The organism is Pseudomonas sp. B3(2017) (genome assembly GCF_002113595.1).
GTDB classification, from domain to species: Bacteria; Pseudomonadota; Gammaproteobacteria; order Pseudomonadales; family Pseudomonadaceae; genus Aquipseudomonas; species Aquipseudomonas ekonensis.
This window is the reverse complement of record NZ_NEIU01000007.1, coordinates 299,723-319,528: the sequence shown is the minus strand read 5'-3', so window position 1 is coordinate 319,528 and position 19,806 is coordinate 299,723. Positions and strand designations below refer to the sequence as shown.

Below are 19,806 nucleotides of genomic sequence, written 5' to 3'. Positions count from 1 at the left end.
CGGTTATTTTCAGAAGTTTTCAAAATTTCTTTTTCAACTTCAACCACTTGCGCTTTCGATCTCTCGTCAGCGGGAGGCGAATTCTACAGCGTTGCACGCTGCTGTCAACACCTCTTTTTTTCCGCCTTCGACCGGGAGGATCGAAACGCCGAAAGGGCCAAACATCACCACCCTCTTCGACTCCCTCCGGGCTTCGCTGAACTGAAGCGACCCGCTGCCGAAAACTTCATAACTCGTTGAATTTCAAGGAGTTTTCCGTTTCGACTGCGCCGGAAGTGGGGCGAATTATAGAGAACTGAAATCTGCCGTCAACCGCTATTTTCGGTTTTCTTTCAATAACTTGCAGATTGATCAAAAAGCATCCCAAAACACCCTATATAGAGGCCGGACACCCCGGCCTCTATATAGAAGAAGCATCACAGCACTCCATTCTCCTTCAACCCGGCGACCGCATCGGCTTCCAGGCCCAGCACCCGCTGCAATACCTCGAGCGTATGTTCGCCCAATAGCGGCGGCGCCTGACGATACTCCACCGGTGTCTGCGACAACCGGATCGGGCTCGCCACCTGCGGCACCCTCCCAGCCAATGCATGGGGCAGATCAATCGCCAACCCACGGGACTTCACCTGCGGATCCTCGAACACCTGCGACAGATCATTGATCGGTCCGCACGGCACGCCGGCCTGCTCCAACTGAGCCACCCATTCGGCCGTCGTCTTGAACACTGTCGCCTGACGGATCAGCGGAATCAGCACCGCCCGGTTCGCCACCCGCTGCTTATTGGTGGCAAAGCGAGGGTCATCCGCCCACTGGGGTTGCCCGGCCACTTCGGCGAACTTGCGGAACTGCCCGTCATTACCCACCGTCAGGATGAAATCACCATCGGCCGTAGGAAAATCCTGATACGGCACGATATTGGGGTGCGCATTCCCCAGGCGCTTGGGCGCATTGCCCGTGGTCAGGTAGTTCATCGCCTGGTTCGCCAGGCACGCCACCTGCACGTCGAGCAATGCCATGTCGATGTGCTGCCCCCCACCTTCCTGATCACGGTGAGCCAGCGCCGCAAGGATCGCGACCGTCGAGTAGAGCCCGGTCAGGATATCCGTCAGCGCAACGCCGACCTTCACAGGCCCGGCACCCTCATCACCCTCCGGCCGGCCGGTCAGGCTCATCAAGCCGCCCAAGCCCTGGATCATGAAGTCATAACCGGCCCGCTTGGCGTACGGGCCGGTCTGGCCGAACCCGGTGATCGAGCAATAGATCAGGTTAGGGTTGATGGCTTTCAGCGATGCGTAATCCAGGCCATAGGCCGCCAGCCCACCCACCTTGAAGTTCTCGATGAGGATGTCGGACTTGGCGGCCAGCTCCCGAACCAGTCGCTGCCCTTCCGGGCGGGTGAAATCGATGGTCACCGACTGCTTGTTGCGATTGGCCGACAGGTAATAGGCCGCCTCGGAGGTGTTCTCGCCGTAGGCGTCCTTAAGGAAGGGCGGCCCCCAGGCGCGGGTATCGTCACCGTTGCCCGGACGCTCGACCTTGATCACCTCGGCGCCAAGGTCGGCCAGTATCTGCCCGGCCCACGGGCCCGCCAACACTCGCGACAAATCCAGAACCCGCAGATGAGACAGCGCACCCATGCTCGCTCTCCTATTAATAGAACGCCTGCAGACCGGTCTGCGCACGCCCCAGGATCAGCGCGTGCACGTCGTGGGTGCCTTCATAGGTGTTGACCACTTCCAGGTTGACCAGGTGGCGAGCCACACCGAACTCATCGGAAATCCCGTTGCCGCCGAGCATGTCACGGGCCATGCGCGCGATCTCCAGGGACTTGCCGCAGGAGTTGCGCTTCATGATCGAGGTGATTTCGACGGCTGCCGTGCCTTCGTCCTTCATGCGGCCCAGACGCAGGCAGCCTTGCAGGGCCAGGGTGATTTCGGTCTGCATGTCTGCCAGCTTCTTTTGGATCAGTTGGGTGGCGGCCAACGGGCGGCCGAACTGCTTACGGTCCAAGGTGTACTGACGAGCCGTGTGCCAGCAGAACTCGGCGGCGCCCAGTGCGCCCCAGGAAATGCCGTAACGTGCTGAGTTGAGGCAGGTGAACGGGCCTTTCAGGCCACGCACGTCAGGGAAGATGTTCTCTTCCGGCACGAACACGTTGTCCATGACGATCTCACCGGTGATCGAAGCGCGCAGGCCGACCTTGCCGTGAATGGCAGGTGCGCTCAGGCCTTTCCAGCCCTTCTCCAGCACGAAGCCGCGGATGTCGCCGGCATCGTCCTTGGCCCAGACCACAAACACATCGGCGATCGGGCTGTTGGTGATCCACATCTTGGCGCCGGTCAGGCTGTAGCCGCCGTCGACCTTGCGCGCACGGGTGATCATCGCGCCCGGGTCGGAACCGTGGTTCGGCTCGGTCAGGCCGAAGCAGCCGATCCATTCGCCGGAAGCCAGCTTCGGCAGGTACTTCTGCTTCTGCGCTTCGGTGCCGAACTCGTTGATCGGCACCATCACCAGAGAAGACTGCACGCTCATCATCGAGCGGTAGCCGGAGTCGACACGCTCGACTTCACGGGCAATCAGGCCATAGCTCACATAGTTCAGGCCGCTGCCGCCGTACTGCTCGGGAATGGTCGCGCCCAGCAGGCCGACCTCGCCCATTTCGCGGAAAATCGCAGGATCGGTCTGCTCATGGCGGAAAGCCTCCAGCACACGCGGTGCGAGGCTCTGTTGGGCGAACTGCTCGGCGCTGTCGCGGATCATGCGCTCTTCTTCGGTGAGCTGTTGATCCAGCAGCAGGGGATCGATCCAGTTGAAGCTAGCTTTACCGCCCATGAGTGAGTCCTCGCAAATCAGGTGAGTTGACGTGGCATTGATCCTAGGCTCGGTTCGCCGTCGCGGCAAACGAGGATTTCGCATTCTGTTGTGCTAATTTCTCACTCCGAAACATCGCCAGATGCCTTTCGTGCGATGTATTAGTGAGGTTGACGTACATGCGCAGAAAGATCCCCAGCACCACGGCCCTCATCAGCTTTGAAGCCGCCGCCCGGCACGAGAGTTTCACGAAGGCCGCCGAAGAACTTTCCCTCACCCAGGGCGCCATTTGCCGACAGATCGCCAGCCTGGAGGAGTTCCTCAGCGTCGAACTGTTCCGACGTTCGCGGCGCGGCGTGAAACTCACCGAAGCAGGGCTTTCCTACAGCCGCCGGGTCGCCACGCAGTTGGACGCCGTCGAGCGCGACACGCTGTCGGTGATGGGCCAGCAGGGCGCAAACGTGATCGAACTGGCGGTGGTACCCACCTTCGGCACCCAATGGTTGCTGCCCCGGCTCAAGGACTTCCAGCTCAAGCATCCGGAAGTGACCGTCAACTTGACCAACCGCACCCGGCCGTTCCTGTTCGCCGACACCGACTTCGACGCCGCAATCTACTTCGGTGACGCCGACTGGTCCGGTACGGAATCCCACAGGCTGATGGGCGAGAATCCGATGCCGGTGTGCAGCCCGGCCCTGCTCGGCCACAAGACGCACCTGACGCCGGACGAGATCGCCGATCTGCCCCTGCTGCAGCAGACCACTCGCCCGTATGCCTGGCGCCAGTGGTTCAACTCACAGCACCTGAATGTGCCCCGCGACATGACAGGCCCGCGCTACGAGCTATTCTCCATGCTTGCCCAGGCGGCCATGCACGACATGGGCATTGCGCTGATTCCGCCGTTCCTGATCCAGCGTGAACTGGCCGAAAAACGCTTGGTGATCGCCAACCCGAACGCGCTCTCCAGCATCAAGGCGTATTACCTGATGATTCCCGAGCGAAAAGTGGAATCGGCGTCGCTGAAGGCATTTCGCGACTGGCTGGTGAACCAGGCACACGGCTACAACCTAGAGGAATAAAGGCCTACAGCTTTTGCTGACCTCGTAGTCAACAAAACTGAAGCACTACAGATATAAGTATTTGTCGCAAATCCGCAGACTGTATCCGAAAGTCGTACAGACGTCCCACAAGCGCCTGACGACGTGGCTTTGCGCCACCCAATGCGACTCATCACGGCCCATTCACGCCACCGATGAGATTTTTTTTCAAATTCAGCCAGAATCCTTGAAAGGCACGGCCTGCAAGGGATTCAGCTGGCCATCTGCGACATTCGGTCACGGGATGACTTGTAGTTAATTTTCCGTCACCCGTCATAATCCCTTGAAGGGCATAAACTTCGCCTGCAAAATGCCGCGCCCCGCCTTGATTCGGCGGGGTCGTGCTGATCGGCCGCCCCAGCCGCACCATCCGAAGTGCATGGGTTTACTCAATAAGATCACGCAGGAGATTTGACGTGCACATTGGTGTTCCTCTCGAAACCCAGACCGGTGAAACACGGGTTGCTGCAACCCCGGAAACCATCAAGAAGCTGATCGGCCAAGGTCATAAGGTCACTGTGCAAAGCGGCGCCGGCATCAAGGCCAGTGTTGTGGACAGTGCCTATGAGGCGGCAGGCGCAACCATCGGCAGCGCCAACGATGCGTTCGGCGCCGAGCTGATCCTCAAGGTGGTCGCCCCCAGCGACGCCGAACTGACGCTGATCAAGCGCGGAACGGTGCTGGTGGGCATGCTCAACCCCTTCAGCAACGAAACCATCGCCAAAATGGCCGAGTGCGGGATCACCGCCTTCGCCTTGGAAGCGGCGCCGCGCACCTCCCGGGCCCAAAGCCTGGACGTGCTGTCGTCCCAGGCGAACATCGCCGGTTACAAGGCCGTGCTGCTGGCCGCCCACTACTACCCGCGCTTCATGCCGATGCTGATGACGGCAGCCGGCACCGTGAAAGCGGCGCGCGTGCTGATCCTCGGCGCAGGCGTGGCCGGGCTGCAGGCGATCGCCACGGCGAAACGTCTGGGTGCGGTGATCGAAGCGTCTGACGTGCGTCCTGCCGTCAAGGAGCAGATCGAATCCCTCGGCGCCAAGTTCGTCGACGTGCCCTACGAGACCGACGAGGAGCGCGAATGCGCGGTCGGCGTCGGCGGTTACGCCCGTCCGATGCCGGCGAGCTGGATGCAGCGCCAGGCCCAGGCCGTGCACGAGCGCGCCAAACAGGCCGACATCGTCATCACCACCGCCCTGATTCCGGGCCGCAAGGCGCCGACGCTGCTGAGCGCGGAAACCGTGGCGCAGATGAAGCCAGGTTCCGTGGTCATCGATCTGGCCGCAGCCCAGGGCGGTAACTGCCCGCTGACCGTGGCCGACCAGGTCGTGGTGAACAGCGGCGTGACCATCGTCGGCCCGACCAACCTGGCCGGCGAGGTCGCGGCGGACGCCTCGGCGCTGTATGCCCGCAACCTGCTGGACTTCCTGAAGCTGGTCTTCACCAAGGAAGGCCAGTTCGAAGTGAACCTCGAAGACGACATCGTCGCCGCGTGCCTGATGTGCCGCGACGGCCAAGTCATCCGCAAAAACGCCTAAGCAGGGATTCAGACGATGGAAGAGCTTATCTCCCCCGGTATCTACAACCTGATCATCTTCGTGCTGGCGATCTATGTCGGTTACCACGTGGTCTGGAACGTTACGCCTGCGCTGCACACGCCGCTGATGGCGGTGACCAACGCCATTTCGGCGATCGTGATCGTCGGCGCCATGCTTGCCGCCGCCCTCACCATCACCCCGCTGGGCAAGGCCATGGGCACCCTCGCCGTGGCGCTGGCGGCGGTCAACGTGTTCGGTGGCTTCCTGGTCACCCGCCGCATGCTTGAGATGTTCAAGAAGAAAGCCCCGAAAGCCGCACAAGAAGAGGCGCCGAAGTAATGAGCATGAATCTCGTCACGACGCTCTACCTGATCGCGTCGATCTGCTTCATCCAGGCCCTCAAGGGCCTGTCGCACCCGACCACGTCGCGCCGCGGCAACCTGTTCGGCATGCTCGGCATGGCGCTGGCGATCCTCACGACCGTAGGCCTCATCTATAAGCTGGGCGCTGAGCTTGCCACCGCCGGCATCGGTTACGTGATCGTCGGCCTGCTGATCGGCGGCACCGCCGGTTCGATCATGGCCAAGCGCGTGGAAATGACCAAGATGCCTGAGCTGGTCGCGTTCATGCACAGCATGATCGGCCTGGCGGCGGTGTTCATTGCCATCGCGGCGGTGGTCGAGCCGCAGTCGCTGGGCATCGTCAAGCAACTGGGCGACCCGATCCCGGCGGGCAACCGTCTGGAACTGTTCCTCGGTGCCGCCATCGGCGCGATCACCTTCTCCGGTTCGGTGATCGCCTTCGGCAAGCTGTCGGGCAAGTACAAGTTCCGTCTGTTTCAGGGTGCACCGGTACAGTTTGGCGGTCAGCACAAGCTGAACCTGCTGCTGGGCCTGGCCACGCTGGCGCTCGGCGTGACCTTCATGGTCACCGGCAACCTGGCCGCGTTCGCGCTGATGCTGGCTCTGGCGTTCGTGATGGGCGTGCTGATCATCATCCCGATCGGCGGCGCCGACATGCCGGTGGTGGTGTCGATGCTCAACAGCTATTCGGGCTGGGCGGCGGCGGGCATCGGCTTCTCGCTGAACAACTCGATGCTGATCATCGCCGGATCGCTGGTGGGTTCAAGCGGTGCGATCCTGTCGTACATCATGTGCAAGGCGATGAACCGCTCCTTCTTTAATGTATTGCTGGGCGGTTTCGGCAATACCGCCGACGCGGGCCCGGCCGGCTCGAAAGAGGCCCGCCCGGTGAAGTCCGGTTCGGCCGACGACGCCACCTTCCTGCTGACCAACGCCGACACCGTGATCATCGTGCCGGGCTACGGCCTGGCGGTGGCCCGTGCCCAGCATGCGCTGAAGGAACTGACCGAGAAGCTGACCCACCACGGCGTGACCGTGAAGTACGCGATCCACCCGGTGGCCGGCCGGATGCCGGGGCACATGAACGTGCTGCTGGCGGAAGCCGAAGTGCCGTACGACCAGGTGTTCGAGATGGAAGACATCAACTCCGAGTTCGGGCAGGCCGACGTGGTGCTGGTGCTCGGCGCCAACGACGTGGTCAACCCGGCCGCCAAGAACGATCCGAAATCGCCGATCGCCGGCATGCCGATCCTTGAGGCGTTCAAGGCCAAGACCATCATCGTCAACAAGCGTTCGATGGCCAGCGGGTATGCCGGCCTGGACAACGAACTGTTCTACCTGGACAAGACCATGATGGTGTTCGGCGACGCGAAAAAGGTCATCGAAGACATGGTCAAAGCGGTCGAGTAACCCTCTCCCGCACCACCAAAACGCCCCGCTCCGTCGGGGCGTTTTCGTTGGCGCAGATCGTTGGACAATTTGCCGCGTTGTTACCGATCCGGTAACGGTGTTTTACTCGGAACCCGCTGAATAGACGCCTCTTTTGCGACCTTGGTAGCGGGACAGGCGTTCGCGAAATTCAATAGACTGCGCATCCTGCTACTCGCTGCCCGAGATAAAAATCCATGTACCGTGACCGTATTCGCCTGCCTTCGTTGTTGGATAAAGTGATGAGCGCCGCCGAGGCCGCCGCTTTGATTGAGGACGGCATGACCGTCGGCATGAGCGGCTTCACCCGCGCCGGCGAAGCCAAGGCCGTCCCCCATGCACTGGCCGAGCGGGCCAAGGTCACGCCGCTGAAGATCAGTCTGATGACCGGCGCGAGCCTGGGCAACGACCTCGACAAGCAACTGACCGAGGCCGGCGTGCTGTCGCGGCGCATGCCGTTCCAGGTCGACAGCACCCTGCGCAAGGCGATCAACGCCGGCGAGGTGATGTTCATCGACCAGCACCTGTCGGAAACCGTCGAGCAACTGCGCAACCAGCAGCTCAAGCTGCCGGACATCGCCGTGATCGAAGCCGTGGCCATCACCGAGCAGGGCCACATCGTGCCGACCACCTCTGTGGGCAACTCGGCGAGCTTTGCGATCTTCGCCAAGCAGGTGATCGTCGAGATCAACATGGCGCACAACGCCAACCTCGAAGGCCTGCATGACATCTATATCCCGACCTACCGTCCGACCCGCACGCCGATCCCCCTGGTGAAGGTCGATGACCGCATCGGCAGCACCGCCATCCCGATCCCTGCGGAGAAGATCGTCGGCATCGTCATCACCCAGCAGCCCGACTCGCCGTCCACCGTGCTGCCGCCGGATGCCGACACCAAGGCCATCGCCGACCACCTGATCGCGTTCTTCAAGCAGGAAGTCGACGCCGGGCGCATGACCGACAAGCTCGGTCCGCTGCAGGCCGGCATCGGCAGCATCGCCAACGCGGTGATGTGCGGACTGATCGACTCGCCGTTCCACGACCTGACCATGTACTCCGAAGTGCTGCAGGACTCGACCTTCGACCTGATCGACGCCGGCAAGCTGAGCTTCGCCTCGGGCAGTTCGATCACGCTGTCCGAACGCCGCAACAGCGATGTGTTCGGCAACCTGGAACGGTACAAGGACAAGCTGGTGCTGCGGCCCCAGGAGATCTCCAACCACCCCGAAGTGGTGCGGCGCCTGGGCATCATCGGCATCAACACGGCGCTGGAGTTCGACATCTACGGCAATGTCAACTCCACCCACGTCTGCGGCACCCGGATGATGAACGGCATCGGCGGCTCCGGCGACTTTGCGCGCAACGCCCACCTGGCGGTGTTCGTGACCAAGTCGATCGCCAAGGGCGGCGCGATCTCCAGCGTGGTGCCGATGGTCAGCCACGTCGACCACACCGAGCATGACGTCGACATCCTGGTCACCGAGATCGGCCTGGCCGACCTGCGCGGCCTGGCCCCGCGCGAGCGCGCCCGGGCGATCATCGACAACTGCGTGCACCCAGACTACCGCCAGGCCCTGAACGATTACTTCGCCGCCGCCTGCGCCATCGGCGGCCACACGCCGCACATCCTGCGGGATGCCCTGAGCTGGCACATGAACCTGGAAGAAACCGGGCGCATGCTGGCTGTGTAATTCACACAGATCCCCCGCTGACGCAAACACAGTTTTCGTCAGCGGGGGATTGCAAACACTTCACCTGACAAAAACTGTACTTCTGTACCGGTACTTTTCAGCTGTTTTCCCCGCACCTTTCTCTCCAAATGAGCAATAACGCACCAATCAGGTGCGGACAGGTACAGTTTGCTCAATTTTGACCCGTACACCCCCTATAAACAGTTAACTGGTCACTCACAATACAAGTGAACTGTATCTACAGAGACTGGGCAAACGAGAGGATCATGGGCACCAGTTAAACCACTACCTGATCCCGCCACAAGCGGAAGGATGACCACCATGGAACGTACACTCAGTTCCGAACTGTTCTTCGAAGACAAAGCTGTAAAATCCCAGGCTTCCATGCCTCTGCGCGTTCTCGCCAACCTGATGCTGTGGCAGCGCCGCATCTCCAGCCGCCACCAACTGGCCCGTCTGGATTCGCGTCTGCTGGCTGACGCCGGTATCAGCGAAGCACAACGCTACGAAGAGCTCAGCAAGCCGTTCTGGCGCTAAGCAGCGTCGCTGGCCCTGGTCGCAAGACCCACCGCCAGCACCCGAATTGAAACGACAAGGCCCGTCGCGGGAAACCGCGACGGGCCTTGTCGTTTGGGCGTGCCAGAATCTGCGGAACAGGTGCACCGCACAATGACAGGTACAGTTTTAAAATTACTCAAACTGAACCAGTACAATTTAGCCTCGGTGTGTCTGCTCCGTTCTCGGCGCCAGGCTCAACATGACCTTCTCTCCCGACGCCCAAGGAACAGGTCATGAATGAGTTACAGGACGTATCCAAAGAACAGGACCGGCCCTGCGCGCAACGTCCGTTCACGCGGCTGCTCAAAGGCCTGCTGCAAGGTCTGGAACGTGCCAGAACCCGGCGCCTGCTGGCCGGGCTCGATGGCCGGGATCTCGCCGACTTGGGCCTCAGCCACGCCGACCGGCTGAATGAAATGGATAAGCCGTTCTGGCGCTAGCACTCTGCCCACTGGGCGAATCCGGTGCGCAAGCCTAATATCCACGCAGAACGTGGCGAATGCTGTGCGATCGGCGTCTGACTCCCAGACACCGTGCCACCTCTCAATACGGTTTTATCCACAGGAGTTCTCCCATGTCCGCTCTTCGCCTGCTCAGCGCTGCCGCCCTGCTGGCCGTCGCCGCCAATGCCAGCGCCACCAGCTTCATCGTCACCACCGATGCAGTGGTCGGCGCACTCAAGTCCTCCTCCGACGCCACCTCCGACGTCACTTCGTCCTTCCGCGACGACAAGATCGTCCTGGCCGCCCGTGACGACGCCGCCAGCTTCGTGGCCAGCGAAGGCGACATCCGCGGCGTGAAGCTGGAAAGCGCCCTGGATCACATCCGCCATCAGGCACCGCAACTGAACGCCACCGACGCGCAGCTGGCCCAGGCCATCCTGACCCTCTGAAACCGTTGCGTCACGGGACACGCCAGCCGTGTCCCGATGTTTCGGCGCTGGCTCTGGCCCGGGCGTTGCGTTAGCCTTCAGGCTCTTCAACCGCAGCCGAGCCCCATGCGTTTTCTTGCCAATCTGCTTATCCCTTCCGTTCTGACGGCAGCCTGCTGGGCCACGCCGGCCAACGCCTTCGATGTGTCCACGCAGAGCACCGTGGTCAGCGTCTACGCCACCGGCATGGTGTCTTCCGCGCCGTTCGACCGTAAACTGCTGCTCGCCGCGCACGACGATGCCGCGGCCTTCGTTGCCAGTGACGGCGAACTGCGAGGCGCCCGGCTGGAATCCGCACTGCATTACCTGCGCAAATCCCGGCCCAAACTTCATGTCAGTGACCTTGAACTGGCACAGGCAATTCTCGTCCAATAGTCATCCATGCCCTTTCGGAGTCGTTCCATGCGTAGCCCGCTGATTGCTGCCGCCCTTGGCCTGCTGTTGTTGGCCGATATGGCCCAGGCGCACACCCTGGTAGCCACCAGTAACATCATTGTCCGCGCCTCCCAGCGCACCATCGATTTCACCTCCGACACCACCACGTCGATCCGCGATTCGAAGATCATCCGCGAAGCCCATGACGACGCCGCCAGCTTCGTCGCCAGCAACGGCGACATCCGTGGCGCGCACCTGGAAGCCGCACTCAATACCTTGCGCACCCGCGTTCCGGAAGCCCGTGACGCCAGCGACCAGGTGCTGGCCGAAGCCATCCTCGCACTGTGAAGTCACTCGGCACCTGGCTGCTGGCCGGGGCGCTGTTGCTGACCGGCCACAGCGCCCACGCCGGCCTGCAACTGCGGCTCAAGACCGACGGCCTGAGCCCCGCCCAGCAACAGGCCAGCCAGGCGCTGCTCGATGAAGCCATGCAGGCGCTTCCGCCCAGCTTTATAGAGCGGCTGGACCGGCGGATCGACGTCGGCTGGACCGACGACATGCCCGGCAACGCCTACGGCCAGGCCACGCTGGTGGCCGAACTGGACCTGAACCGCAAATTGCTGGCCGGCCTCACCGACGGCAGCGCCGCCAAGGAAAAGACCGGCCGCCCCCACGGCACCGTCCGCCAGGAACTGCTGGCCACGGTGCTGCACGAAATCACCCATATCTACGACCGCGCCCGGCTGTGGCCCGCCGCCGAACGCACGCTGATCCAGCGCTGCACCCGGCGCAACGACAGCAGCGGCCTGGTCGGCATCCCGGATGAATGCCGTGGTCAGAACGGCCGCCGCTTCACCTTGAGCGACGATCCCCGCCTGCTGGATCTCGCCGGCTGGCAGCAATACGTCGGCCGCCGCGGCGAACGCGAGCAGCACAACCGGCAGATCGCCCGCAGCCCGGATCTGTACGAAACCTCCAGCCCCAAGGAGTTCGTCGCGGTCAACATGGAGTACTTCCTTCTTGACCCGAGCTACGCCTGCCGCCGGCCCGCGCTGTATCGCTACTACAAGGAACACTTCGGCTGGGCGCCGCCCGCCAAGGACACGTGCGCCAAGACCTTCGCCTTCCTCAACGCCGGCAATGACTTCGCCAAGCAGCCGCTGGGCCAGGTCGACCCGGAACGGGTCTACGCCGTCGACTACCTGCTGGCCGAGGCCAACCAGAACTGGGTCAGCCGCTGGGGTCACAGCATGCTGCGCCTGGTGATCTGCGCCCCCGGCCGGCCGCGCGGCCCGGACTGCCGGTTGGACCTGGACCAGCACCTGGTGCTGTCGTACCGCGCCTTCGTCGGCGACGTGCAACTGTCGAGCTGGGACGGCCTGGTGGGCAAATACCCGTCGCGGCTGTTCGTGCTGCCGCTGGCCCAGGTGATCGACGAATACACCAAGACCGAACTGCGCAGCCTGGCCTCGGTGCCGCTGAACCTGTCGCGCAGCGAGATAGAAGACGTGGTCGAGCACGCTGCCGAGATGCACTGGAGCTACGACGGCAACTACTTCTTCCTGTCCAACAACTGCGCGGTGGAAAGCCTGAAACTGCTGCGCAGCGGCAGCAATAACGCACAGCTTGCCGGCCTGGACAGCATCATGCCCAACGGCCTGCTGGAGGTGCTCAAGGGACGCGGCCTGGCGGACACCCGGGTGCTCGACGATCCGAAGGAAGCCCTGCGCCTGGGCTATCGCTTCGACTCGTTCCGCGAGCGCTATCAGGCGATGTTCGATGTCTTGAAGAAACAGTTGCCGATCCCGCAGGCCACCGTCGAAGACTGGCTGTCGCTGTCCGCCGAAGAACGCCGGCCTTGGTTCGAGCGCGCTGACCTTCGCACCAGCGCCGCGTTGCTGCTGTTGGAACAGGCCAGTTTCCGCCGCCAGTTGCTGCTGGCCCAGGACGAGGTGAAGCAGCGCTACCTCGGTGCCCGGGAACTGGAGAACGGCGGCATGGAGAAGGCCAACGCCACCCTGCAGCAGATCCTCGCCAACAGCGGCTTCCTCAGCCGTCCGGCGGAGCTGCTCGACTCCCGCGGCTACGGCCTGCCGCAGCCGAGCGAGTTCAGCCGGCTGGAGGCCGAAAGCAGCCAGCGCCAGAAGCAGTTGCTGGCGCTGAGCGGCGACCTGGACAAGGAAGTGCGGGCCTTGCTGGAGCCCAAGCGCGCTGCGGAGATCGCGGCCAGCGAGGCCAATGTGAAGCAGATCGGCGAGCATCTGCGCAAACTGCACAAGGCAGCGGGCGGGTTGGAGTTGCCTTGACCGGCCTGCCGCATGGGCCGAACGAAAAAAGGGATCCGGAGCTTAGCCCCGGATCCCTTTTTACTGCCTGATCAGTCGATGGCGAGCGGCCCCTGCAACGGGAGCCTTGCCCTCAGCCGATGCGCGCCTTGCGCACGCCTTCGGCCAGCGAAGCGCACAAGCCCAGCACACCGTCGACCGCCTGCGCCGGCGTCTGCGCATTGGCGATGTGGTCGATCAGCGCCGAACCCACCACGACACCGTCGGCCAGGCGCGCGATGGACGCCGCCTGCTCCGGGGTGCGGATGCCGAAACCGATGCTGATCGGCAGGTCGGTGTGGCGACGCAGGCGCGCCACCGCTTCCTCGACATGCTCCAGCGTCGCGGCGCCGGCACCGGTCACACCGGCCACCGACACGTAGTAGACGAAGCCGGAGCTGCCGTTGAGCACCTTCGGCAGGCGCGCGTCGTCGGTGGTCGGGGTGGTCAGGCGGATGAAGTCCAGGCCTGCCGCTTGGGCCGGGTCGCACAGCTCGGCGTTGTGCTCCGGCGGTATGTCGACCACGATCAGGCCGTCGACGCCGGCCTCGTTGGCGTCGCTGATGAAGCGCTCGACGCCGTACTTGTGGATCGGGTTGTAGTAGCCCATCAGCACCAGCGGCGTGTCGCTGTTGCCCTGGCGGAACTCGCGCACCATCTGCAAGGTTTTCGCCAGGTTCTGCTTGGCGCCCAAGGCACGGATGTTGGCCAGCTGGATCGCCGGGCCGTCGGCCATCGGGTCGGTGAACGGCATGCCCAGCTCGATCACGTCGGCGCCGGCGGCCGGCAGGCCCTTGAGGATCGCCAGCGAAGTGTCGTAGTCCGGGTCGCCGGCGGTGACGAAGGTCACCAGTGCGGCGCGGTTTTCCTGCTTGAGGGCGGCAAAACGTGTTTGCAGGCGGCTCATCAGTGTTTCTCCTGCGTCGATTGTTCCATGTGGTGCATGACGGTCTGCATGTCCTTGTCGCCGCGGCCGGACAGGTTGATCACCATCAGGTGATCCTTCGGCAGCTTGGGCGCGCGCTTGAAGGCTTCGGCCAGGGCGTGGGAGCTTTCCAGGGCCGGGATGATCCCTTCCAGTCGGCAGCACTGGTGGAAGGCGGCCAGGGCTTCGTCGTCGGTCACCGAGGTGTACTGGACGCGGCCGATGTCATGCAGCCAGGCGTGTTCGGGGCCGATGCCGGGGTAGTCGAGGCCGGCGGAGATCGAATGGGCGTCGATGATCTGGCCGTCGTCGTCCTGCAGCAGGAAGGTGCGGTTGCCGTGCAGCACGCCCGGCACGCCGCCGTTCAGGCTGGCCGCATGCTTGCCGGTCTCGATGCCGTAGCCCGCGGCTTCGACACCGACGATCTCGACGCTCTTGTCGTCGAGGAACGGGTGGAACAGGCCCATGGCGTTGGAGCCGCCGCCGATGCACGCCACCAGGCTGTCCGGCAGACGGCCTTCCTGGGCTTGCAGCTGCTCGCGGGTTTCCTTGCCGATGACGGCCTGGAAGTCACGCACCATCGCCGGGTACGGGTGCGGGCCGGCCACGGTGCCGATCAGGTAGAAGGTGTTGTCGACGTTGGTCACCCAGTCGCGCAGCGCTTCGTTCATCGCGTCCTTCAGGGTGCCGGTGCCGGCGACCACCGGGATCACCTCGGCGCCCAGGAGCTTCATGCGGAACACGTTGGCCTGCTGGCGCTCGATGTCGGTGGTGCCCATGTAGATCACGCAGTCCAGGCCGAAGCGCGCGGCCACGGTGGCGGTGGCCACGCCGTGCATGCCGGCGCCGGTCTCGGCGATGATGCGTTTCTTGCCCATGCGCCGCGCCAGCAGGATCTGGCCGATGCAGTTGTTGATCTTGTGCGCGCCGGTGTGGTTCAGCTCTTCGCGCTTGAGGTAGATCTTGGCGCCGCCGCAGAACTCGGTCAGGCGCTCGGCGAAGTACAGCGGGCTAGGACGTCCGACGTAGTCGCGCTGGAAGTAGGCCAGTTCCTCCTTGAATGCCGGATCTTCCTTCGCCGCTTCATATTCGCGGGCCAGGTCGAGGATCAGCGGCATCAGGGTCTCGGCGACGTAACGGCCGCCGAACGCGCCGAACAGGCCGTTGTCGTCCGGGCCGCTGCGCAGGTTGGAGGTGTTCGAAGTCTGGGTCATGGATGACTCCCGGTGAATTCGCCTAAGGGACAATGGCGTTCACTCTACCCCTGACGATCCGGGCTGAAAACCGATAAGATCGCCGCAACCTGTCAGGAAAACTCACAAATAAAATGAGCCATGACCTCCCCCCGCTGAACGCCCTGCGCGCCTTCGAGGCCACCGCCCGGCTGAACAGTGTCAGCCAGGCCGCCGAGCAGCTTCACGTCACCCACGGCGCCGTCAGCCGCCAGCTCAAGGTGTTGGAAGAACACTTGGGCGTGAGCCTGTTCATCAAGGAAGGGCGCGGCCTGAAACTCACAGATGCCGGCGCCCGGCTGCGGGACGTCAGCGGCGAAGCGTTCGAGCGGCTGCGCAACGTGTGCGCCGAACTCAGCCAGAGCACCGCCGACGCCCCGTTCGTGCTCGGCTGCTCCGGCAGCCTGCTGGCACGCTGGTTCATTCCACGGCTGGGACGGCTGAACGCAGACTTGCCGGACCTGCGCCTGCACCTGTCGGCCGGCGAAGGCGACCTCGACCCCCGGCGGCCCGGCCTCGACGCCCTGCTGCTGTTCGCCGAACCGCCATGGCCGGCGGACATGCAAGTCTACGAGCTGGCCGCCGAGCGCATCGGCCCGGTCATGAGCCCGCTGTTCAGCGGCGCCGCCAGGCTGCACGGCGCACCGGCCGAGGCCCTGTTGAGCGAGCCGTTGCTGCACACCACCTCCCGTCCGCAAGCCTGGCCGGCCTGGGCACGGCAAAGCGGCCTCGACGCCAAGGCGCTGAAGCTGGGGCAGGGTTTCGAGCATCTGTATTACTTGCTGGAGGCGGCGGTCGCCGGCCTCGGCGTGGCCATCGCGCCGGAACCGCTGGTGACGGAAGACTTGAAGGCCGGGCGCCTGATCGCGCCGTGGGGCTTTTGCGAAACCCCGGCGCGACTGGCGCTATGGCTGCCCAAGCGCGCCGCCGACGGGCGCGCCCGGCAATTGGCGCAATGGCTGAAGAACGAATTGCGCCAGACCGATCACTCGCCGCGCTTGAACAGCAGGTAAGCGGCCAGCAGGCCCAACGCACCGACCGCCACGCCGGCGGTCGTCCAGGGATGTTCCTGCGCGTAGTCGCGGGTGGCGATCCCGGTTTCGCGGGTCTTGGTCTTGACCTCTTCATAGGCGTCGCTGAGCAGGCTGCGCGAATGCCGCAACGCACTTTCGGCATTGCCCTTGAGTGCCTTGAGGGTCTTGCGCGACTCGTCCGAAGCGTCGTCCTTCAGGCTTTCCAGCGACTTGAGCAGACTCTCGATCTCGGCTTCCATGCTTTGCAGCGAAGCTTTGCGTAACGAGGTGTTGGCCATGGTGGTTCTCCTGCATTGGTGAGAAACGGCGTGTGATGGTTGGGACTTCGCCCGTCCCGGAAAGTGCAGAAAATCTGAGCCGCCTCCCCCGCGGCATGCCGGAACCGACACGGCAAATCGCTGCTAGGCTCTATGGCACACTTCAAGGAGAGCGCCATGAGCGACCATCACACCTACAAGAAGATCGAGCTGGTCGGTTCGTCCACCAGCAGCATCGAAGACGCCATCAACAACGCGCTGGCCGAAGCCAGCAAGAGCGTCAAGTACATGGAATGGTTCGAAGTGACCGAGACCCGCGGCCACATCAGGGACGGCAAGGCCGCCCATTTTCAGGTGACCCTCAAGGTCGGGTTCCGGATTGCCAGCAGCTGAGTTTGGTCTACGCTTCTGAACTTGCGCGCTGGCCGAGTGCCATAGGAATGGCAAAGCGCTACAGGGCGAGCGCACCGGACGAACGCTCCGGTGCCGTCTCTTTCGATCCGACCAGGGAGTGCAACCGATGAAGAAGTTCATGTTGGCGGTAGGTTTGTTGAGCCTTGCGGGTGGCGCATTCGCTGCCGGCAAGTCGTGTGAGGAACTGAAGGCCGAGATCGCGGCCAAGCTGGATGCCAAGGGCGTTTCCGGCTATTCGCTGGAGATCGTGGACAAGGGGGCAGCGGCGGGCGGCAAGGTCGTCGGCAAATGCGAAGCCGGCGCCAAGGAAATCGTCTACAAGCGAGGCTGACGGCGCCTGAAAATCAAAAGCCGACGCAACGCGTCGGCTTTTTTGTGGCCATCGTTTCCAGCGAAACGGACTCAGCCCTTCATCACCTGCGCCAGCAGCTCATAGGAATGCAGCCGGTCAGCGTGCTCGTACAGGTCGCAGGTGAAGATCAGTTCATCGGCCTGGGTCTGTTCGATCAGCACCTCCAGCTTGGCGCGGATCTTCTGCGGACCGCCGACCATCGCCAAGCCGAGGAAGTCCCCCACCGCCTCGCGCTCATGGGGCAGCCACAGGCCGTCCATGGTCTTCACTGGCGGCCTTTGCACCAGGCTTTGCCCACGCATCAGCGCCAGGATCCGCTGGTACACCGAGGTGGCCAGGTAATCGGCCTGCTCGTCGGTGTCGGCCGCCACCAGCGGCACGCCCAGCATCACGTACGGCTTGTCGAGCACCGCCGACGGCTGGAAGTGGTTGCGGTAGACGCGGATCGCCTCGTGCATGTAGCGCGGGGCGAAGTGTGAGGCGAAGGCGTAGGGCAGGCCCCGCTGGCCCGCCAGTTGCGCACTGAACAGGCTGGAGCCCAGCAGCCACACCGGCACCTGGGTGCCGGTGCCCGGCATCGCGATCACCCGTTGGTCCGGGGTGCGCGGGCCGAGGTAGCGCACCAGTTCGGCGACGTCCTCGGGAAAATCGTCGGCGCTGCCGGAACGCTCACGGCGCAACGCCCGGGCGGTCATCTGGTCGGAGCCGGGCGCACGGCCCAGGCCCAGGTCGATCCGGCCCGGATACAGGCTCTCCAGGGTGCCGAACTGTTCGGCGATCACCAGCGGCGCATGGTTGGGCAGCATCACCCCGCCGGAGCCGACGCGGATGCTCGACGTGCCGCCCGCCAGGTAGGCCAGCAACACCGAGGTGGCGGAACTGGCGATGCCGTCCATGTTGTGGTGCTCGGCGACCCAGAACCGGGTGTAGCCGAACTTCTCCACGTGCCGGGCCAGATCCAGCGAGTTGCGCAGCGACTGGCCGGGGCTGCCGTTCTCGCGCACCGGCACCAGATCGAGGGTGGAAAACTTTACGTCGGACAGTTGCTTCATAAAGTGCTTCTCCGGGTGAGGGTGCAGGTTCATCCATGCGAACGCCGACCTGCCCCGTTCATAGGCGTGTCCTGTGCAATGAGGGCATATACCCGAGTTTCAATAGCCGATTGGAAAATTCCTACTAAAAAAGTCAACGATTCTCATGGGGCAGAGGTTTGAGCCGGGTCAGAACCTGCCCGGCCAAACGGTGGTCGAATGGTTGACCGCAGCCTTCGCGCATCTTCGTGCGCGCTGCGTCGAGGGAGCTTCAACCATGAAACGTTTTGCTGTGGCGGTGTTCGGTCTGACCCTGGCCAGTGCGGTGCTGGCGGCCCCGAAACCCTGCGAGGAACTCAAGGCCGAGATCGAAGCCAAGATCCAGGCCCAGGGCGTGACCTCCTACACCCTGGAGATTGTCGCCAACGAGGAAGTCCACGATCAGAACATGGTCGTCGGCTCGTGCGAAAACGGCACGAAGAAGATCATCTACCAGAAGAACGACCGCTGATCCGGGCTAGATGATGCAGTTGACCTCACGGTCCTCGGCGACGATTTCCCGCTTGGCGTTGTACAGCCGGGCGCTCGGCGTGAAAGCCAGGGAGCGGCCTTCGAGCAGGTAGCGCTGGCCCGCCTCGAAATGGTCGTAGCGGATAGTCAGGTAGCACAGGCGCTCGACGGGCCCGGTCATCAGGCTGCCGCCGCCGCCGAACACTTCAAAGTCGAAGCGCACCCGCAGTTCGTGGCTGCCGGGTGTGACCTGAAAGAAGCGCCCGTCCCTCAGGCGCTGGTTGTCGAGCCGCTCGGCCATCAACAACTTGCCGCCAGGGGTGGGCGTCGAGAAGTCGACCCAGGCCATCGCGGGATCGACCGGCGGCATCGGCGTCTGGCAACCGGCGATCAGGCCGGCCGCCAGCAACAGCATCAACGTGCGCATGATGAATGTCCGTGGATTCGGGCACCCAGCATAACGCCGATCAGGTGCGCTGACAGCCCGCCGGCTTGGCCTGCCCCACCACCTTGCGCTGCTGATCGTACAGTTTGGCCCATGGCCGGAAACCGATGTTGCCGGCCTGCAACTGATAGCGCTCGCCGGCGTTGAAGTCCTTGAAGGTCAGGCTCAACCGGCAATCGCGCCACAGCGGCTCGGCATCCGGGCCGATGTTGGTCGCCTCCACCGGGAACTGGTAACGCACCTTCAGCTCATGGCTGCCGGGCTGCACTTCGAAATATCGTTTGTCGACCGCCGCCCTGGCATCGACCTCCAGAGCCTGCAGCGCCGTGTCCTGCTGGCGGGACTCCAGGTCGATCCAGGCTTGCGAAGGGTCAGGGGCGGGCATTCCGAATCCGGCACAGCCGGTCAGCGTCAGCAGGCCGGCGGTCAGCATCAACTTGCGCATGGCGAAGCTCCTATGGGCGGGATAGTCTTGCGGGCAGACTGTCCGG

The 19,806-nt window shown here is 63.5% G+C and carries 24 protein-coding genes; 16 read left to right on the top strand and 8 right to left on the bottom strand.

Features of this window, described 5'->3' with window-relative positions; all coding sequences use genetic code 11:
- Positions 1–205 (top strand): hypothetical protein (locus CAG33_RS28665; RefSeq protein WP_218192076.1); only part of this gene is annotated, 205 nt, incomplete at its 5' end.
- Between the two features lie 211 nt (positions 206–416).
- On the opposite strand, the gene CAG33_RS13505 is transcribed toward CAG33_RS28665, so the two are convergent.
- Together CAG33_RS13505 and CAG33_RS13500 are read right to left on the bottom strand one after the other, a co-directional pair.
- Complete coding sequence (locus tag CAG33_RS13505) at positions 417–1,637, bottom strand: CaiB/BaiF CoA-transferase family protein (RefSeq protein ID WP_085630428.1); 1,221 nt, start codon at positions 1,635–1,637, stop codon at positions 417–419.
- A 13-nt stretch (positions 1,638–1,650) separates the two neighbouring features.
- Complete coding sequence (locus CAG33_RS13500; RefSeq protein ID WP_085638799.1) at positions 1,651–2,832, bottom strand: acyl-CoA dehydrogenase; 1,182 nt, start codon at positions 2,830–2,832, stop codon at positions 1,651–1,653.
- Between the two features lie 158 nt (positions 2,833–2,990).
- Between CAG33_RS13500 and CAG33_RS13495 the strand changes: the two genes are divergently transcribed.
- From CAG33_RS13495 to CAG33_RS13445, 11 genes are all read left to right on the top strand, one after another.
- Positions 2,991–3,890, top strand: a complete 900-nt coding sequence (locus CAG33_RS13495; protein WP_085579503.1) for a LysR family transcriptional regulator — start codon at positions 2,991–2,993, stop codon at positions 3,888–3,890.
- A 434-nt stretch (positions 3,891–4,324) separates the two neighbouring features.
- Positions 4,325–5,446, top strand: coding sequence for a Re/Si-specific NAD(P)(+) transhydrogenase subunit alpha (locus CAG33_RS13490; protein WP_085579501.1), 1,122 nt, complete (start codon positions 4,325–4,327; stop codon positions 5,444–5,446).
- A 15-nt stretch (positions 5,447–5,461) separates the two neighbouring features.
- Complete coding sequence (locus tag CAG33_RS13485) at positions 5,462–5,785, top strand: NAD(P) transhydrogenase subunit alpha (RefSeq protein ID WP_085579499.1); 324 nt, start codon at positions 5,462–5,464, stop codon at positions 5,783–5,785.
- The gene (locus CAG33_RS13480; RefSeq protein ID WP_085579497.1) at positions 5,785–7,218 is read left to right on the top strand and encodes an NAD(P)(+) transhydrogenase (Re/Si-specific) subunit beta; all 1,434 of its coding nucleotides are present in this window, start codon (positions 5,785–5,787) and stop codon (positions 7,216–7,218) included. Before CAG33_RS13485 ends, CAG33_RS13480 begins: the two co-directional genes overlap by 1 nt.
- Before the next feature lie 215 nt (positions 7,219–7,433).
- Positions 7,434–8,927, top strand: coding sequence for an acetyl-CoA hydrolase/transferase family protein (locus tag CAG33_RS13475; RefSeq protein WP_085638795.1), 1,494 nt, complete (start codon positions 7,434–7,436; stop codon positions 8,925–8,927).
- A gap of 321 nt (positions 8,928–9,248) precedes the next feature.
- Complete coding sequence (locus CAG33_RS13470; RefSeq protein WP_085579493.1) at positions 9,249–9,464, top strand: DUF1127 domain-containing protein; 216 nt, start codon at positions 9,249–9,251, stop codon at positions 9,462–9,464.
- Between the two features lie 254 nt (positions 9,465–9,718).
- Positions 9,719–9,925 carry a DUF1127 domain-containing protein gene (locus tag CAG33_RS13465; protein ID WP_085638792.1) on the top strand — a complete coding sequence of 69 codons (207 nt, stop codon included), beginning with the start codon at positions 9,719–9,721 and terminating at the stop codon, positions 9,923–9,925.
- 134 nt (positions 9,926–10,059) lie between these two features.
- The gene (locus CAG33_RS13460; RefSeq protein WP_085579489.1) at positions 10,060–10,377 is read left to right on the top strand and encodes a DUF2388 domain-containing protein; all 318 of its coding nucleotides are present in this window, start codon (positions 10,060–10,062) and stop codon (positions 10,375–10,377) included.
- A 105-nt stretch (positions 10,378–10,482) separates the two neighbouring features.
- The gene (locus tag CAG33_RS13455) at positions 10,483–10,791 is read left to right on the top strand and encodes a DUF2388 domain-containing protein (RefSeq protein ID WP_085579487.1); all 309 of its coding nucleotides are present in this window, start codon (positions 10,483–10,485) and stop codon (positions 10,789–10,791) included.
- A 27-nt stretch (positions 10,792–10,818) separates the two neighbouring features.
- A complete protein-coding gene (locus tag CAG33_RS13450; protein ID WP_065260625.1) occupies positions 10,819–11,139 on the top strand; it encodes a DUF2388 domain-containing protein in 321 nt (106 codons plus the stop codon).
- On the top strand, positions 11,136–13,097 hold the full coding sequence (locus tag CAG33_RS13445; RefSeq protein ID WP_085579485.1) for a DUF4105 domain-containing protein: 1,962 nt from the start codon (positions 11,136–11,138) through the stop codon (positions 13,095–13,097). The genes CAG33_RS13450 and CAG33_RS13445 overlap by 4 nt, the downstream gene beginning before the upstream one ends.
- 112 nt (positions 13,098–13,209) lie before the next feature.
- Here CAG33_RS13445 and trpA read toward each other — a convergent pair whose 3' ends face one another.
- Positions 13,210–14,022, bottom strand: coding sequence for a tryptophan synthase subunit alpha (trpA, locus tag CAG33_RS13440; protein WP_085579483.1), 813 nt, complete (start codon positions 14,020–14,022; stop codon positions 13,210–13,212).
- Positions 14,022–15,254, bottom strand: coding sequence for a tryptophan synthase subunit beta (gene trpB, locus CAG33_RS13435; protein ID WP_085579481.1), 1,233 nt, complete (start codon positions 15,252–15,254; stop codon positions 14,022–14,024). Before trpB ends, trpA begins: the two co-directional genes overlap by 1 nt.
- A gap of 113 nt (positions 15,255–15,367) precedes the next feature.
- On the opposite strand from trpB, the gene CAG33_RS13430 reads away from it, so the two are divergent.
- A complete protein-coding gene (locus CAG33_RS13430; RefSeq protein ID WP_085638788.1) occupies positions 15,368–16,285 on the top strand; it encodes a LysR family transcriptional regulator in 918 nt (305 codons plus the stop codon).
- Here the strand turns inward: CAG33_RS13430 and CAG33_RS13425 are convergent.
- On the bottom strand, positions 16,258–16,584 hold the full coding sequence (locus tag CAG33_RS13425) for a YqjD family protein (protein ID WP_085630422.1): 327 nt from the start codon (positions 16,582–16,584) through the stop codon (positions 16,258–16,260). The genes CAG33_RS13430 and CAG33_RS13425 overlap by 28 nt on opposite strands.
- Before the next feature lie 156 nt (positions 16,585–16,740).
- Between CAG33_RS13425 and CAG33_RS13420 the strand changes: the two genes are divergently transcribed.
- Positions 16,741–16,956: a dodecin gene (locus CAG33_RS13420; protein WP_085579474.1), complete on the top strand. Its 216-nt coding sequence runs from the start codon at positions 16,741–16,743 to the stop codon at positions 16,954–16,956.
- A gap of 127 nt (positions 16,957–17,083) precedes the next feature.
- Positions 17,084–17,308, top strand: a complete 225-nt coding sequence (locus tag CAG33_RS13415; RefSeq protein WP_085579472.1) for a DUF1161 domain-containing protein — start codon at positions 17,084–17,086, stop codon at positions 17,306–17,308.
- Positions 17,309–17,379: 71 nt separating this feature from the next.
- Here CAG33_RS13415 and CAG33_RS13410 read toward each other — a convergent pair whose 3' ends face one another.
- On the bottom strand, positions 17,380–18,381 hold the full coding sequence (locus CAG33_RS13410; protein ID WP_085579470.1) for an LLM class flavin-dependent oxidoreductase: 1,002 nt from the start codon (positions 18,379–18,381) through the stop codon (positions 17,380–17,382).
- Positions 18,382–18,637: 256 nt separating this feature from the next.
- On the opposite strand from CAG33_RS13410, the gene CAG33_RS13405 reads away from it, so the two are divergent.
- On the top strand, positions 18,638–18,871 hold the full coding sequence (locus tag CAG33_RS13405) for a DUF1161 domain-containing protein (RefSeq protein WP_085579468.1): 234 nt from the start codon (positions 18,638–18,640) through the stop codon (positions 18,869–18,871).
- 6 nt (positions 18,872–18,877) lie between these two features.
- Here the strand turns inward: CAG33_RS13405 and CAG33_RS13400 are convergent, their stop codons facing one another.
- Both CAG33_RS13400 and CAG33_RS13395 read right to left on the bottom strand, forming a co-directional pair.
- Positions 18,878–19,297: a hypothetical protein gene (locus CAG33_RS13400; RefSeq protein WP_085579466.1), complete on the bottom strand. Its 420-nt coding sequence runs from the start codon at positions 19,295–19,297 to the stop codon at positions 18,878–18,880.
- A gap of 40 nt (positions 19,298–19,337) precedes the next feature.
- On the bottom strand, positions 19,338–19,760 hold the full coding sequence (locus CAG33_RS13395; protein ID WP_085579464.1) for a hypothetical protein: 423 nt from the start codon (positions 19,758–19,760) through the stop codon (positions 19,338–19,340).
- Between the last annotated feature and the right edge of the window lie 46 nt (positions 19,761–19,806).

Excerpts from the sequence above, each read along its gene's own strand:
- CAG33_RS13450 (WP_065260625.1), top strand. The coding sequence starts at position 10,819 with ATGCGTAGCCCGCTGATTGCTGCCGCCCTTGGCCTGCTGTTGTTGGCC.
- CAG33_RS13425 (WP_085630422.1), bottom strand. The coding sequence starts at position 16,584 with ATGGCCAACACCTCGTTACGCAAAGCTTCGCTGCAAAGCATGGAAGCC.
- CAG33_RS13500 (WP_085638799.1), bottom strand. The coding sequence starts at position 2,832 with ATGGGCGGTAAAGCTAGCTTCAACTGGATCGATCCCCTGCTGCTGGAT.
- CAG33_RS13395 (WP_085579464.1), bottom strand. The coding sequence starts at position 19,760 with ATGCGCAAGTTGATGCTGACCGCCGGCCTGCTGACGCTGACCGGCTGT.
- CAG33_RS13415 (WP_085579472.1), top strand. The coding sequence starts at position 17,084 with ATGAAGAAGTTCATGTTGGCGGTAGGTTTGTTGAGCCTTGCGGGTGGC.
- CAG33_RS13430 (WP_085638788.1), top strand. The coding sequence starts at position 15,368 with ATGAGCCATGACCTCCCCCCGCTGAACGCCCTGCGCGCCTTCGAGGCC.
- trpB (WP_085579481.1), bottom strand. The coding sequence starts at position 15,254 with ATGACCCAGACTTCGAACACCTCCAACCTGCGCAGCGGCCCGGACGAC.
- CAG33_RS13485 (WP_085579499.1), top strand. The coding sequence starts at position 5,462 with ATGGAAGAGCTTATCTCCCCCGGTATCTACAACCTGATCATCTTCGTG.
- CAG33_RS13405 (WP_085579468.1), top strand. The coding sequence starts at position 18,638 with ATGAAACGTTTTGCTGTGGCGGTGTTCGGTCTGACCCTGGCCAGTGCG.
- CAG33_RS13410 (WP_085579470.1), bottom strand. The coding sequence starts at position 18,381 with ATGAAGCAACTGTCCGACGTAAAGTTTTCCACCCTCGATCTGGTGCCG.
- CAG33_RS13475 (WP_085638795.1), top strand. The coding sequence starts at position 7,434 with ATGTACCGTGACCGTATTCGCCTGCCTTCGTTGTTGGATAAAGTGATG.
- CAG33_RS13465 (WP_085638792.1), top strand. The coding sequence starts at position 9,719 with ATGAATGAGTTACAGGACGTATCCAAAGAACAGGACCGGCCCTGCGCG.
- CAG33_RS13455 (WP_085579487.1), top strand. The coding sequence starts at position 10,483 with ATGCGTTTTCTTGCCAATCTGCTTATCCCTTCCGTTCTGACGGCAGCC.
- trpA (WP_085579483.1), bottom strand. The coding sequence starts at position 14,022 with ATGAGCCGCCTGCAAACACGTTTTGCCGCCCTCAAGCAGGAAAACCGC.
- CAG33_RS13400 (WP_085579466.1), bottom strand. The coding sequence starts at position 19,297 with ATGCGCACGTTGATGCTGTTGCTGGCGGCCGGCCTGATCGCCGGTTGC.
- CAG33_RS13420 (WP_085579474.1), top strand. The coding sequence starts at position 16,741 with ATGAGCGACCATCACACCTACAAGAAGATCGAGCTGGTCGGTTCGTCC.
- CAG33_RS13495 (WP_085579503.1), top strand. The coding sequence starts at position 2,991 with ATGCGCAGAAAGATCCCCAGCACCACGGCCCTCATCAGCTTTGAAGCC.
- CAG33_RS13505 (WP_085630428.1), bottom strand. The coding sequence starts at position 1,637 with ATGGGTGCGCTGTCTCATCTGCGGGTTCTGGATTTGTCGCGAGTGTTG.
- CAG33_RS13480 (WP_085579497.1), top strand. The coding sequence starts at position 5,785 with ATGAGCATGAATCTCGTCACGACGCTCTACCTGATCGCGTCGATCTGC.
- CAG33_RS13460 (WP_085579489.1), top strand. The coding sequence starts at position 10,060 with ATGTCCGCTCTTCGCCTGCTCAGCGCTGCCGCCCTGCTGGCCGTCGCC.
- CAG33_RS13470 (WP_085579493.1), top strand. The coding sequence starts at position 9,249 with ATGGAACGTACACTCAGTTCCGAACTGTTCTTCGAAGACAAAGCTGTA.